At 54.6% G+C, this 13,498-nt stretch carries 13 protein-coding genes; 3 read left to right on the forward strand and 10 right to left on the reverse strand.

Features of this window, described 5'->3' with window-relative positions; translation table 11 throughout:
- Positions 1-34: 34 nt before the first annotated feature.
- The gene (locus LH22_RS02140; protein ID WP_038643937.1) at positions 35-1,351 is read right to left on the reverse strand and encodes an IS4 family transposase; all 1,317 of its coding nucleotides are present in this window, start codon (positions 1,349-1,351) and stop codon (positions 35-37) included.
- A gap of 128 nt (positions 1,352-1,479) precedes the next feature.
- The gene (ibpA, locus tag LH22_RS02145) at positions 1,480-1,896 is read right to left on the reverse strand and encodes a small heat shock chaperone IbpA (RefSeq protein WP_034830093.1); all 417 of its coding nucleotides are present in this window, start codon (positions 1,894-1,896) and stop codon (positions 1,480-1,482) included.
- Between the two features lie 277 nt (positions 1,897-2,173).
- Between ibpA and LH22_RS02150 the strand changes: the two genes are divergently transcribed.
- On the forward strand, positions 2,174-2,521 hold the full coding sequence (locus LH22_RS02150) for a YceK/YidQ family lipoprotein (RefSeq protein ID WP_038643939.1): 348 nt from the start codon (positions 2,174-2,176) through the stop codon (positions 2,519-2,521).
- Here the strand turns inward: LH22_RS02150 and LH22_RS02155 are convergent.
- The 7 genes from LH22_RS02155 to yidA all read right to left on the reverse strand — a co-directional run bounded on the left by LH22_RS02155 (position 2,499) and on the right by yidA (position 10,170).
- Complete coding sequence (locus LH22_RS02155) at positions 2,499-3,761, reverse strand: DUF3748 domain-containing protein (RefSeq protein ID WP_038643940.1); 1,263 nt, start codon at positions 3,759-3,761, stop codon at positions 2,499-2,501. The two genes, LH22_RS02150 and LH22_RS02155, sit on opposite strands and share 23 nt — an antisense overlap.
- 248 nt (positions 3,762-4,009) lie before the next feature.
- Positions 4,010-5,302, reverse strand: coding sequence for an MFS transporter (locus LH22_RS02160; protein WP_038643942.1), 1,293 nt, complete (start codon positions 5,300-5,302; stop codon positions 4,010-4,012).
- A gap of 296 nt (positions 5,303-5,598) precedes the next feature.
- Positions 5,599-6,747 (reverse strand): galactonate dehydratase, encoded by a 1,149-nt coding sequence (dgoD, locus tag LH22_RS02165; RefSeq protein ID WP_038643943.1) that lies wholly within the window; start codon positions 6,745-6,747, stop codon positions 5,599-5,601.
- Positions 6,744-7,361 carry a 2-dehydro-3-deoxy-6-phosphogalactonate aldolase gene (locus tag LH22_RS02170; RefSeq protein WP_038643945.1) on the reverse strand — a complete coding sequence of 206 codons (618 nt, stop codon included), beginning with the start codon at positions 7,359-7,361 and terminating at the stop codon, positions 6,744-6,746. Before LH22_RS02170 ends, dgoD begins: the two co-directional genes overlap by 4 nt.
- A complete protein-coding gene (locus LH22_RS02175; RefSeq protein ID WP_038643946.1) occupies positions 7,345-8,220 on the reverse strand; it encodes a 2-dehydro-3-deoxygalactonokinase in 876 nt (291 codons plus the stop codon). Before LH22_RS02175 ends, LH22_RS02170 begins: the two co-directional genes overlap by 17 nt.
- Positions 8,217-8,915, reverse strand: a complete 699-nt coding sequence (locus LH22_RS02180; protein WP_034829999.1) for a FadR/GntR family transcriptional regulator — start codon at positions 8,913-8,915, stop codon at positions 8,217-8,219. The genes LH22_RS02175 and LH22_RS02180 overlap by 4 nt, the downstream gene beginning before the upstream one ends.
- A 445-nt stretch (positions 8,916-9,360) precedes the next feature.
- Positions 9,361-10,170 carry a sugar-phosphatase gene (gene yidA / locus LH22_RS02185; protein ID WP_038643948.1) on the reverse strand — a complete coding sequence of 270 codons (810 nt, stop codon included), beginning with the start codon at positions 10,168-10,170 and terminating at the stop codon, positions 9,361-9,363.
- Between the two features lie 204 nt (positions 10,171-10,374).
- Here yidA and LH22_RS02190 point away from each other — a divergent pair, with 204 nt between their 5' ends.
- Together LH22_RS02190 and LH22_RS02195 are read left to right on the forward strand one after the other, a co-directional pair.
- Positions 10,375-10,731 carry a type II toxin-antitoxin system RelE/ParE family toxin gene (locus LH22_RS02190; RefSeq protein WP_038643949.1) on the forward strand — a complete coding sequence of 119 codons (357 nt, stop codon included), beginning with the start codon at positions 10,375-10,377 and terminating at the stop codon, positions 10,729-10,731.
- Positions 10,724-11,029, forward strand: a complete 306-nt coding sequence (locus LH22_RS02195; RefSeq protein WP_038643950.1) for a helix-turn-helix domain-containing protein — start codon at positions 10,724-10,726, stop codon at positions 11,027-11,029. The genes LH22_RS02190 and LH22_RS02195 overlap by 8 nt, the downstream gene beginning before the upstream one ends.
- A gap of 48 nt (positions 11,030-11,077) precedes the next feature.
- Here LH22_RS02195 and gyrB read toward each other — a convergent pair whose 3' ends face one another.
- Positions 11,078-13,486: a DNA topoisomerase (ATP-hydrolyzing) subunit B gene (gyrB, locus tag LH22_RS02200; RefSeq protein ID WP_038643951.1), complete on the reverse strand. Its 2,409-nt coding sequence runs from the start codon at positions 13,484-13,486 to the stop codon at positions 11,078-11,080.
- Positions 13,487-13,498: the final 12 nt, after the last annotated feature.

The raw sequence follows: 13,498 nt of genomic DNA on the forward strand, positions 1-13,498 counted from the left end.
CAAAAACGCCGCATTTCTGCGTAATGCTTGTCAGTTAAGATCTTAATGGAGGCCGCAACGGATAACGTTGCGGCTTCTTTTTTACCGCCCTTGGGTAATGCCGCACTCTTCTTTCTGGCAGCACCAGCCCTGGCGCCATCGCCATTACCTCTTCCATTATCCGCGGTATTTTTCCCGGTGAGATGCCCGGTAGCAGGCTCAGATGACTTCTCAGATACAGTGCGGACTGCTTAAAACTCATCTGATAAGGTTCCACGCCTTTCAGGCTGTACGCCATCTGCGCCATCATGAACCTCAGAAGGTTATAGGCTAGGACCACGCCCCACAGCTCCTGACGCACAAGTTCTGGCTTTTTGCTTCTCAGCGTCAGCTCATTATTCAGCAGGTGTTGTTTCATCTCGCGGAACCCATGCTCTATTTCCCAGCGATGGCCGTATAAATCCACGACATCTGCTTTGGGATACCTCAGGGGATCGCACATGGATGTCAGGATTTGAACCGTTTTTCCGTTGAGTTCTTTGCTGATAAGCCTTGCCGTCAGCGTGTCCGCAGCTCCCTGCCATTTTTTCTTCGCCTGCGGCGACAGCTTTAATTCCACCAACGCCTGCCCGGCCCCTAAGCTACGGACTATACGGTACTGTGCTCCTTTGCGCAGCGGCAGCATCCAGTGTCTTTCCGTTCCCGCTGACTGCCAGGCGTGCAGCAGACCCAGCGCGTAAAAACCTTTATCAAAGAGGGTCAGAGAGTGGTCGGGGGTCTGTGGGATAAGCTGAGCGGCAAGATCGGCTTCGCCGGCAGCTGAGACGCTGTCGAACGCTGCTGCTGACAGCAGGTGACTGGTGACTTCCATCTGACAGACCATTCGCACCTGCGGCCACTCAGAGCACTTATTAATATTGGCCGTTCGCCCGAAGGCGGCATCATTCTCTGGTGTGTCAGGGGTACGCCATACGGTGCCATCCACCGCCATCAGAGTCAGTCCGTTCCAGTGCGACAGCGGTGTCTTTTCAAACCACAGGCGCTGCGTTTTCTCAAACATTAACCGGATAACATCTTCTCCAAATCGCTGCCGGGCCTGCACAACCGCGCTGGGCGCAACAAAGGGCCTTTTCCCCGGCAGAAGGATATCCAGGTGTGAGACGAGCTGAGTCATCGAATGGGAGCGAAAAAGTGCCATGCCCGTCACTGCCCAGACCATCATTTCCATCGACAACCTGCGCTTACGTAACGTTACTGTCCCGGTATCCGCGAGACACTCGTCAATAAGTTCAGGAGAAAGGAGATCAGAAAGCGTCGAGAACTCCTGAGGAGTAAAGTTATGAACAATATCGAGAGCCTGACTGAGAAGCATAAAAAAATCCGTAATCCCTGAGAGATTACGGATTCTTGCAGAACTGTTGGATCGTTCAACCGATCATTTTTGTCTTAACTGATCGGCATTACGCATTTCTGCGGCGTTTTCTTCTCAACACAATATCCTTAATTCAGGATTTCAATGCGACGCGGTTTCGCCTCTTCTGGAACGATGCGCTCCAGATCGATGCTCAGCAGGCCCAGTTCGAGACGCGCATCACGCACCACGATGTGATCGGCCAGTTGGAATTTGCGCTCAAAGTTACGTTCGGCGATACCCTGATACAGGTATTTGCGCTCCGGTTGCTCTTCGGGGTGCGCACCGCGAATAATCAGCACATTGTCGTGTGAGGTGATATCTAACTCGCTCTGGGCAAAGCCCGCAACGGCAATGGTGATGCGATAGTGGTTTTCATCCACCAGCTCAACATTGTAAGGAGGATAGCCACCATTGGCCTGGTTCTGATTGGACTCAAGCAGACTAAACAGACGGTCGAAACCAATAGCAGAACGATAAAGCGGAGTAAGATCAAAGTTACGCATAAAAAGACTCCTGAAAATCAGCAAGTTTTGGCAACCTTCCACCATGGACAGGTTGTGCGGCCCGCTGCTGTCCCTGTCGGCGACAGCAAGGCGACCCTGTAGTAAAAATGGGTGCACTTTGATCGCTTTCAAGGGCATTCCGCATTTTCTTGCGGCAATTTTGACGAAATAGCATACACTCAGAAATTCTTCGCCTGCATCGCATGACATCGCCACAGAGCTTTGCTGCAGCAGGAGACACACTCCAGCCAGAAGTGATGGCTGTAGGGATGATGAAATGAAAATGATGAAAAGCTTTCCGCTCACCGGCCTGCTGGTCTGTAGCGTCTTGACTACTTCGGGTTGCTCCAGCGTCATGTCTCACACTGGCGCCAGCCAGGGCTATTATCCCGGCACACGCGCCAGCGCAGATATGATTGCCGATGAAAATACCAGCTGGGCGATTAAGCCGCTGGCGGTGATCGATCTGCCCTTCTCCGCCGTACTGGATACGATTCTGTTGCCGTGGGATTACTTCCGCACTGACAAAGATTCGGCGCATGACCGTGTGCTGCAAAGCGAAAAATTGGCTGGCACTGACGCCAGCCTGGCAACCGCAGCGGCTATGCCACCGACGTCGCATTGACGCGGAACAGCTGACGCCAGCCATCCACATCTCGCATATAGGCTACCTGCTTGCCGTCCGGTGACCATACCACCGCATCACCGGAAGGCGGCTGCTCGCTGCGTTTTGTTAAGCGTGTACAGTGCCCGGTCGCTACCTCACAACGCATCACGCTGTTATCGCAAATAAAGGCGATCGCCTCGCCTGAGGGTTGCCAGCTGAATGCCGACTGAATACTGCTGCTGAGCTGCGTAATCTGGCGCGCTTCGCCCCCGTTGGGCGACACACTCCACAGCTGCACAACACCCTGTTGATCCGCCATCAGGAAGGCGATGGCGCTACCATCCGGCGATGCGCGCAACCAGTGGCGGGGCTGCAATGCTAATCCTTTACTGTGAGTGATGCGGCGCTGCTGCACGCCGGCAGGCGGTGCAGGCAGTTTTTCCGTCGTGCCCTGCAAGGGTATTGCGCCGGGTTTAGCGTAATCACTCAGCGCCTCGGGCAAATCCACCACAAACACTTCCGGCACTTTCTCGCCGTTGGCAGCACGTGTATCGCCGATAAATGCTAGCGACCAGCGCTGCCAGCTGCCATCGGTTTTCTGATAGCCACGATCGCCGATCCAGCCCTCTTCATAAGCGCGGTCAATCTGATCGCTGCCCGGCTGCGGATCGCGCGTGGTCTGGCTCACCAGCACGCAGTAATGGCTGCCATCGTATTCACGCGGATGCTGTTTAGGCGGACACACCGGATGCAGCGGTACGGCCACGCCGACATTACGCAAATCCTCACGCGCATCTTTCTCATGCATCACATGGTCGTTATAGGTAAAGCTGAGACGCGATCCGTCTGGACTGAATACATGGACATGCGAGCCGCCACGCAATGCGCCGGGCGTATAAGGTGCGGTGATGTCGCAGGCATCGAGATTTTCCGCATTACCCTGCTGCACGATGACGCCGCGACGATGATGGAAATCGTAATGCCAGTGCGCATCGGGATGCTCCGGGCCATGAATACACACATAGCGCGGCGGCAGATCCGGGCTGACGGTGACCACGCCGACATGCGCGCCGTCGCGTGCCTGATAGAGCACCTCCACCACACCGCTTTCGACGTTGACACGTTCGATGGTCAGACTGGTAAAGGACGCGCCCGACGGACGGACATCAAACGCCAGCCACTGGCTGTCAGCGGTCCAGACGTTGATATTGGTGAGCTGATGATGACGCTGTGCAAAGGTGAGTTGTTTTTCTGACATGAGGCAACCTTACATCCAACAGTTGCCGAACAAAGTACGCGATTATCGGGTGAGGTGCAGCAGGCGTGGCGCAATAATTTGCGAGCGGTTGGCGCGATGCAATACGCATCGATGCGTTAGAAATGAGTGACAGATTGCAGAATAAAGCACTAACGGATTGCGCGACTAAACGCGGGCAGACGCGCCATAAATGATGCCGCTACGCATCATGTATGTCCGTAGCGGCAGGTTTTATCGCGCGTTATCGATCACCCTACGCGCTTCACATCCCCGACCAGCAGGATGTACGACAGCGCACCGACCAACGCCACGGCAGAGATATACACAAGCGCCGGGGCAAAGCCGTAGTCCTGCGCCAGGTAGCCCACTACCAGCGGCACCGTGATGCCACCTAATCCACCGATAAAGTTGAACATCCCACCGGTCAAACCAATCAGGCGAACCGGCGCCAGCGACGACACCAGCGACCAGGTAATAGAGGCGAAGCCGTTGCCGAAGAACGCGATGGCCATCAGCGTCATGATCCACACCGGATCGTTGGTGTAGTTAGCCCCCATGATGCAGGTAGAGATCAGCAATCCGCAGATAATCGGCGTTTTACGCGCAAAACCAAGGGAACGCCCGCTGCGCACCAGACGATCGGCCACGATGCCAGAAAGAATCACACCAAAGAAGGCGGCCAGGAACGGCACGGTCGTCATAAAACCGGCCGTGAGCGCAGAGATGTGTTTTTCCTGCGTCAGATAGTTCGGGAACCAGGTCAGGAAGAACCACAGCGTAGATGTCACCGCGAACTGGCCAAGATACACGCCGCACAGTTTGCGATGGAACACCAGCTTCCAGTCGGCAGCGGTGAGTTTGGTGCGCGTTTTTTTCGCCGCGGGTGCATCGCCGTCCACCATCGCCCCCCCTTCACGGATATAGTCCAGTTCCGCCTGGTTGATGCCTTTGCTCTGGCTTGGGGCTTGATAGAACTTGATCCACACCAGCGACCAGATGATGCCGATAGCGCCTGTGATGATGAACACCCAGTGCCAGCTCAACAGTTCCTGAATCCAGATCAGCAACGGTGTAAGAAAGGCGAGACCGACAAACTGACCGGAGGTATAAAAGCCCACGGCAGAGGCGCGCTCCTGCTCCGGGAACCAGCTGGTGACCAGGCGATTGTTGGTCGGGAACGCGGGCGCTTCAAAGATGCCGGTAATGGCACGCAAGCCAATCAGCGATAATAATCCGCTGGCAAAACCCTGGAATAACGTGGCGACCGACCAGCCGAAGATGGCAATAAAATAGGTCAGGCGGGAACCGACGCGATCGAGGAACCAGCCGCCGGGGATCTGGCACAGCGTATATAACCAGGCAAAGGCAGAGAAGACATATCCCATCTCCGCTTTACTGATGCCGAACTCTTCCTGAATATGCGCAGAGGCCACCGCTAAATTAGCGCGGTCGACATAGCAAATCACCACCGTAATAAAAATCATCAGCAGCGTAATATAACGGCGCCGGGTTGGTTTGGCCTGAACAGCAGAGAGATCCATGGTGTGTCTCCGTAATCATATTTGTAGTTCAGGCGTGACGATGCCCGCCGCTACAAATGCAGGGTAAGGATAGTGAAGGTAAAACCGCACAGGCGGTAAATGTCATCTGCCGGGATAAGGCTGAGCGAGGCCCTATGCCTTATTTCACCGGCATATCTTTATCTAAAAGATGTTATAAATTCTTATACCCTAAATAATTCGACGTGCAGAAAGGTGGCAAGGGAATATATTCCCAGCAGCTTACTTAAGGTGAGTAAGCACAGCCAACGCATCTGTAGCTTAAATTATGACGGGTATTACCACTCAGCGACCGATCCGTCTGGGAAACGCCATAATGGATTGCGCCAGTCCGGTGCATTTTTACTTCTTTCAATCACCAGCTCTTCGTTAATTTCCACACCGAGACCCGGTTTATTCAGTGGATAGAAGTGACCATCATCCATTTTGAAATCATCTTTATTGATGACGTAATCCAGCAGTTCAGCACCCTGATTATAGTGAATGCCCATGCTCTGCTCCTGGAACACCGCGTTGCGTGACACGAAATCGACGTGCAGGCAGGCAGCCAGCGCGATGGGGCCGAGCGGGCAGTGTGGTGCCAGCGCCACATCGTAAGACTCTGCCATCGCGGCAATTTTGTAGCATTCGGTGATACCGCCCGCATGCGACAGATCCGGTTGCAGAATCGCCAGGCCACCCGCTTCCAGCACACGCTTGAACTCGAAGCGCGAGAACATACGTTCGCCTGCGGCAATCGGAATATGGGTTTGCGCCGCCAGGCGCGGATAATATTCCGCCTGTTCCGCCAGCACCGGTTCTTCAATAAACAGCGGACGATACGGCTCCAGCTCTTTGATCAGCACTTTCGCCATTGGCGCACTGACGCGGCCGTGGAAATCGAGACCGAACTCAATCTCTTTGCCAAAGGCTTCGCGAATCTGTGCCACGGTATTCACCGCTGCATCCACTTTGCGCGAGTTGTCGATAATGCCCATCTCTTCGCAGCCATTCAGCTTGAAGGTGTCGAAGCCAATCTTGCGCAGTTTCTTGATGCCATCGACGACTTCTTCCGGGCGATCGCCGCCTACCCAGCTATACGCCTTGATGCTGTCACGCACCAGACCACCAAGCAACTGATACACTGGCACACCCAGCGCTTTGCCTTTGATATCCCACAATGCCTGGTCGATACCGGCGATGGCGCTCATCAAAATCGGACCGCCGCGATAGAATCCACCGCGATACATCACCTGCCACAAATCGTTGATGCGTGCCGGGTCCTGACCAATCAGATATTCCGACAGCTCATGCACGGCCGCTTCGACGCTGCGTGCGCGCCCTTCAATCACCGGTTCGCCCCAGCCAACGATGCCTTCATCGGTTTCGATTTTCAGGAACATCCAGCGCGGCGGCAGGCGATAAGTGGTCAGTTTGGTAATTTTCATCGTACAGCATCCTTATAAGCAGCAATAAATGCGCGAGCTTTTTCCACAGTGCGCGACAGCGGCTGGCCGGCGCGATAGAGATCGCTGCCCAAACCTGCGCCAATGCAGCCTGCGGCCAAAAATTCATGCAGGTTTTCTGGCGTCACGCCGCCCACCGCAAACACCGGCACTTCCGGCGGCAGCACCGCTTTCAAAGCCTTGATGTAGCCCGGACCAAACGCCGACGATGGGAAGATTTTCAGCGCCTGGGCACCCGCCTGCAGTGCGGTGAAGGCTTCGGTAGCAGTGGCGCAACCTGCAGCAACAATCATCCCTTGCGCCACGGCCTGACGGATCACGGCCGCATCGGTATTCGGCGTCACTACCAGCTTACTGTTAAGCGTGGCCAGCTCATCGACCTGCGCCGGATGCAACACGGTGCCCGCACCGATCAACGCTTTATCGCCGAAAGTCTGCACCATCGCGCCGATGCTTTTGGCCCATTCCGGTGAATTCAGCGGGATCTCGATGGCATCGAAACCCGCTTCAATCAGGGCACCCACGTGCGCTTCGGCCTCGTCTGGCGTGATGCCACGCAGGATGGCGATCAATGGCAATTTAGTGTGCCAGGTCATATGCAATACTCCTTATTCCATGCTGGAACGCGCGGTCGCCTTCCAGGGTAACTGAATCCATGCCGATAAATTGCAGCGCCTGCTGATAACGCTGCGCCAGCGCATTTCCAGCAATAATGATGATCGGTTGGCTGCGATCCGCGTGTTGCGCCATCAACGCCACTTCATGACCAATCAGCAGGCCGGATAGGAAATCGCTGATATGGCGGCGATCGCGTGCGCCCAATACATGAGAAGCACGCACTTCGAACAGCCGGGAAAGGATCGATGCGTCGTGGCTGCCGACCGCTAAGCCCTCACGGAAAGCGGCCGGATTCTCTTCCTGCTCGGGTAAACCCGCACCAATCAGCGACTGTTTCAGCAGCAGATGATGCAGTTCACCCGTCATCACCGTGCGAAAGTCCTGCACACACTGCTGCTCCACCTGCACCCATTTGGCATGCGTGCCAGGCATCACATACTGCGTGGCGGGTTGCAGCGCTAAGGCGCCTAGCAATTGCGTTTCTTCACCGCGCATCACGTTGTAGTTGTCAGCACGTTCGACACTCAATCCCGGCACGACCCATGCTTTGTCTTCAACGCGGGTCAGGCGGCTGCTGAGTTGGTCCAACGCCACCGGACAGGCCAGATAAGGCACTGCAAGCCAGCCTGCATTGCTACCGACCATGCCCGCCATCACCACCGGCACGTCATTCACTGGCCAGCCATCTGTCACACTGGCAAATACCTCCGCGGGCGTGCGTCCGCCAAGACGCGTGACGCCCGCTTCTGACCGGCGCTCATCAACGCAGTTGCCCTGCTGATAATGCCAGGCACGCAGATTAGTTGAGCCCCAATCAATCGCGATATAGCTGGTCACATAATCTCCTTGAGTCGGGCAGTGGAGCTGGCGATCATCGCTTTCGCCGCCTGCTCCGCCGCATCGCCATCCTGGTGTCGGATAGCATCAAATAGCGCTTTGTGTTCGGCTAAGGTGCGCGGCATGTTGCCGGAATCCGCCATGTAGGTTTTCGCAAACACCGCTTTCTGTAACTGGCTGATCGCCACGTTAAGCTGCTGCAATACCGGATTGTGCACCGAAGCTAGCACCGCTTCGTGGTAGCGGATATCCGCCTCATTGAATGCTTCCCGATCGAGATGATGAGCAACCATGTCGTTATAAGCCTGCTCAATCGCCGCCAAATCGTTGGAGGTCGCGCGTTCCGCCGACCAGCGCGCAATCTGCGGCTCCACCAGCACGCGCACTTCACTCATGGCGGCAATCAGTCTGGGATCTTGATCGTGCGCCAGTGCCCATTGCAGGACATCGCTGTCGAGGTAATTCCACTGATTGCGCGGCGTCACAAAGGCGCCACGGTAACGCTTCATCTCCATCAACCGCTTTGCCATCAGCGAGCGAAATACTTCGCGGATGATGTTGCGCGAGGTGCCAAACCGTTCACACAACTCGGCTTCGGCTGGCAACGCAGCGCCCGGCACATACTTCCCTGCTACAATTTCTTCACCCAGCGTCAGGATGATGCGCTCGGTTTTGCTTAATTGTTCTTGCGTCATGATGTTCCATTCAGTGAAAGACGGTAGCCCATCAGATTACTGCTTTCGTGTGGTGAAACCCAACTGACACCTTAATCTGCGATGCCGATTGTAGTACTAAAAATATTGGTTGTACTACAATCTGGATCACATAATAGACAATCCATGGGCGCATAATTGAGCTCCGACGCAATCGAGCTGCGCATGGGTTGGGGCCTTGCCTATAAAGGATCAGTGCGTACTCGGCAGAAACTGAGAAGCTCGCTCGTTGGGTGATCATTCATGGTGTAGCAATGCGTACTGTGCGGAAACTGGACTGACCGTTCGCTGGTTCATCATTTGTGGAGTATGCATACACGTAAACCGGAACGATCATTCGTTGTGTCGGCATTGATGGTGACCGATGGGCATTTGCAGGATGAGTTCAGAGAGGCGGACAGCTGCGCGCTGCCCGCAAAAGAATGGATTACAGCACCAGCTCTTCAATGGCATGCGCGACGCCATCTTCCATATTGGTTTTGGTCACGAATTGCGCAATGTTTTTGACTGAATCAATGGCATTACCCATCGCGACGCCAGTTCCCGCGTACTCAATCATCGCCAGGTCGTTTTCCTGATCGCCAATCGCCATCACTTCCGACTGATGCAGGCCGAGTTTGTCCGCCAGCATTTTCACGCCGTAGCCTTTATTGACCAGTGGATTGAGAATTTCGAGGTAGTACGGTGCACTTTTCAGGATGGTGTAGCTGTCACGCGCACGCGCAGGCAGGCCAGCAATCGCTTTATCCAGCAAATGTGGCTTGTCGATCATCATCAGTTTCGGGAAGCGTGTGGCCGGGTCCATCTCTTCCACCGCGCGGTAGCGTACCGGAATGCCGGTCAGGCTGGCTTCATGGATGGTGTATTCGCTGATGTCTTTATTTGGCGTGTAGAGGAAAGATTTGTCGAACGCCTGGAAATGCACACCGAGGTCGCGCGCCAGCTGCTCAAGGTAGAGATAGTCATCAAAACTGAGCGTCTGTTCAGCCACCACGTCGCCGCTGTCCGCGCTGTGCACCAGCGCACCATTGTTACTGATGCAATACTGGCCGGGCTGCTGCATATCCAGTTCCATCAGGTAGCGCTCGACACCCACAAATGGACGGCCAGTCGCCAGCACGATAGAGACACCTTTATCGCGTGCACGACCAATGGCCGATTTCACCGCCGCCGTCACTTCGTGCTGCGGGTTAAGCAGCGTGCCGTCCATATCGATCGCAATCAATTTTATCGCCATAACATCCTCGGTTAAGTCAGAGTTTGTTTAATGCTAGCGCGATTCAGCTCACATTGACCAGTTAATCGGCAACGGAGGGGGAGGTTAGTTTGTGTTGTCGCTTCCACGTCAGCACTTAGACCTTTTACAATCGGGAGGCGACTTGACTATATAAGCTATTGCTTATAAATTTGTATAAGCAATCACTTATATGGAGATTGCGTAATGTGGCAGGTCCAATTAACCGAACCGTTTGAGGAGTGGTTGCTCCAGCAAGATAGCGGCTTAAGAAAACGCGTCGCGGCAGCATTATTAAACCTTCAGCATTATGGCCCATTGCTCCCCCGCCCCTACGCTGACACGGTGAGCGGATCGCGCTTTCACAATATGAAAGAGCTCAGGGTGCAATATGCGGGTCACCCTATTCGCGCGTTTTATGCGTTCGATATTCAGCGTAAAGCTATCGTGTTGTGTGCTGGAGATAAAACGGGTGATAAGCATTTTTATCAGCGCATGATTGAATCTGCCGATGAAATTTTTTCCTGCCACCTGGCTGATCTGGAGGGTAAAGCAAATGACTGACCTTAAAGACTTTTTGAATGACGCCTTTTCTGCCTCTGAACGTGCTGACATTCAGCAAATGGCTGATGAGCTGATCCTGGAAACCGGATTGCAGCTATTGCGCGAGGAGTTGGAGCTGTCACAAAAAACAGTGGCTGAAGCGATGGGGGTGAAGCAACCTCGTATCACACAGATTGAACAAGCGGGAGCCGATCAGCGCCTGATTACTATTAAACGTTATATTGAGGCGATGGGTGGAAAACTCAGCTTGTTGATTGAAATGCCGGACGGATCCGTAGGCAGGACGATTCGGGTTTAAACAGCTAAAAAAAACCCTTCCAGGTATGGAAGGGTTTTTTTGTTCACATCAGATATCGATGTTAGCGGCTTTCAGCGCGTTCTCTTCGATGAAGGCGCGGCGCGGTTCAACCGCATCGCCCATCAGCGTGGTGAACAGCTGGTCAGCCGCGATGGCGTCTTTGATGGTGACGCGCAGCATGCGGCGGCTATCTGGATCCATGGTGGTTTCCCACAGCTGCTCTGGGTTCATTTCGCCCAGACCTTTATAGCGCTGGACTGACAGACCACGGCGTGACTCTTTCACCAGCCACTCAATTGCCTGCTCAAAGCTGGTCACTGGCTGACGGCGATCGCCACGTTCGATAAACGCATCTTCTTCAATCAGACCGCGCAGTTGCTCGCCCAGACCACAGATTTTACGGTATTCCGGTCCATCAATGAACTCGCTGTCCATCGGATAGTCGGTATCAACGCCGTGCGTACGCACACGCAATACCGGTTCGAACACGTTCAGTTCGCTGTTGGTGCGTACGTGCGCCATATAGCTGCTGCCGTGCGCTTCGCGCTCGGTCAGGTATGCGACTAAACCTTCAATCCAGCCTTTAACTGCGGCTTCATTGCTGAGATCGCTGAGGGTTGGATGGTAGATCAGGCCACGCAGCATTGCCGTTGGGAAGCGACGTTCCATACGCTTGATCATGCGCTGGGTGCTGTTGAAATCGCCCACCAGATTTTCCAGCGGCTGGCCGCCGAGCGCCGGAGCACTGGCGTTGGTGTGCAGCGTTGCACCATCAAGCGCGATAGCGATCTGGTACTGATCCATCGCTTCGTCATCTTTAATGTACTGTTCTTGTTTGCCTTTCTTCACTTTGTACAGTGGCGGCTGTGCAATATAAACATGACCACGCTCGACGATTTCCGGCATCTGACGATAGAAGAAGGTCAACAGCAGCGTACGGATGTGCGAGCCGTCGACGTCGGCATCGGTCATGATGATGATGCTGTGATAACGCAGTTTGTCCGGGTTGTATTCGTCGCGTCCGATACCACAACCAAGTGCGGTGATCAGTGTCGCCACTTCCTGAGAAGAGAGCATCTTGTCGAAACGCGCTTTCTCTACGTTGAGGATTTTACCTTTCAACGGCAGGATCGCCTGGTTCTTACGGTTACGTCCCTGCTTGGCAGAGCCGCCCGCTGAGTCCCCTTCCACTAAGTAGATTTCAGACAGTGCAGGGTCACGTTCCTGGCAATCCGCCAGCTTGCCCGGCAGACCGGCCAAATCCAGCGCGCCTTTACGGCGAGTCATTTCACGGGCGCGGCGTGCCGCTTCACGTGCACGCGCGGCATCGATGATTTTGCCAACCACGATTTTCGCGTCTGACGGGTTTTCCAGCAGGTATTCGCTCAGCAGTTCGTTCATCTGCTGCTCAACCGCAGATTTCACCTCAGAAGAGACCAGCTTGTCTTTGGTCTGTGAGGAGAACTTCGGATCCGGTACTTTCACCGAGACGACAGCAATCAGGCCTTCACGCGCATCATCACCGGTGGCGCTGACTTTGGCTTTTTTGCTGTAGCCTTCTTTGTCCATGTAAGCGTTCAGCGTACGCGTCATTGCCGCACGGAAGCCCGCAAGGTGCGTACCGCCATCACGCTGTGGAATGTTGTTGGTGAAGCAGTAGATGTTTTCCTGGAAACCATCGTTCCACTGCAGCGCCACTTCCACACCAATGCCGTCTTTCTCGTTAGAGAAATAGAACACGGTTGGGTGAATCGGGGTTTTGTTCTTGTTGAGGTACTCAACAAACGCCTTGATACCGCCTTCGTAGTGGAAGTGGTCGCTCTTGCCGTCACGCTTGTCTTCCAGACGGATAGAGACGCCTGAGTTCAGGAACGACAATTCACGCAGGCGTTTTGCCAGGATGTCGTATTCGAATTCGATCACGTTGGTGAAGGTTTCGTAGCTCGGCCAGAAACGGACGCGCGTACCGGTGGCTTCGGTTTCACCGGATACCGCCAGCGGTGCCTGCGGCACGCCGTGCTGATAAATCTGCTGGTGGACTTTGCCTTCGCGACGAATAGTCAGCTCCAGCTTCTGCGACAGGGCGTTAACCACTGACACGCCCACGCCGTGCAGACCACCGGACACTTTATACGAGTTATCGTCGAATTTACCGCCGGCGTGCAGCACGGTCATGATCACTTCTGCCGCAGACACACCCTCTTCCGGGTGAATGCCGGTCGGAATACCACGGCCATCATCCTGAACAGACACAGAATTGTCCGCATGGATGGTGACGACGATGTCACTACAGTGACCCGCGAGCGCTTCGTCGATTGCGTTATCCACGACCTCGAATACCATGTGATGCAGACCGGTGCCGTCATCGGTATCACCGATATACATACCCGGGCGTTTGCGTACCGCATCAAGCCCTTTAAGGACTTTGATACTTGAGGAGTCATAAGAATTCGACATCAACGTTTCTCG

The sequence above is a fragment of the Pantoea rwandensis genome (assembly GCF_000759475.1).
GTDB lineage: Bacteria > Pseudomonadota > Gammaproteobacteria > Enterobacterales > Enterobacteriaceae > Pantoea > Pantoea rwandensis_B.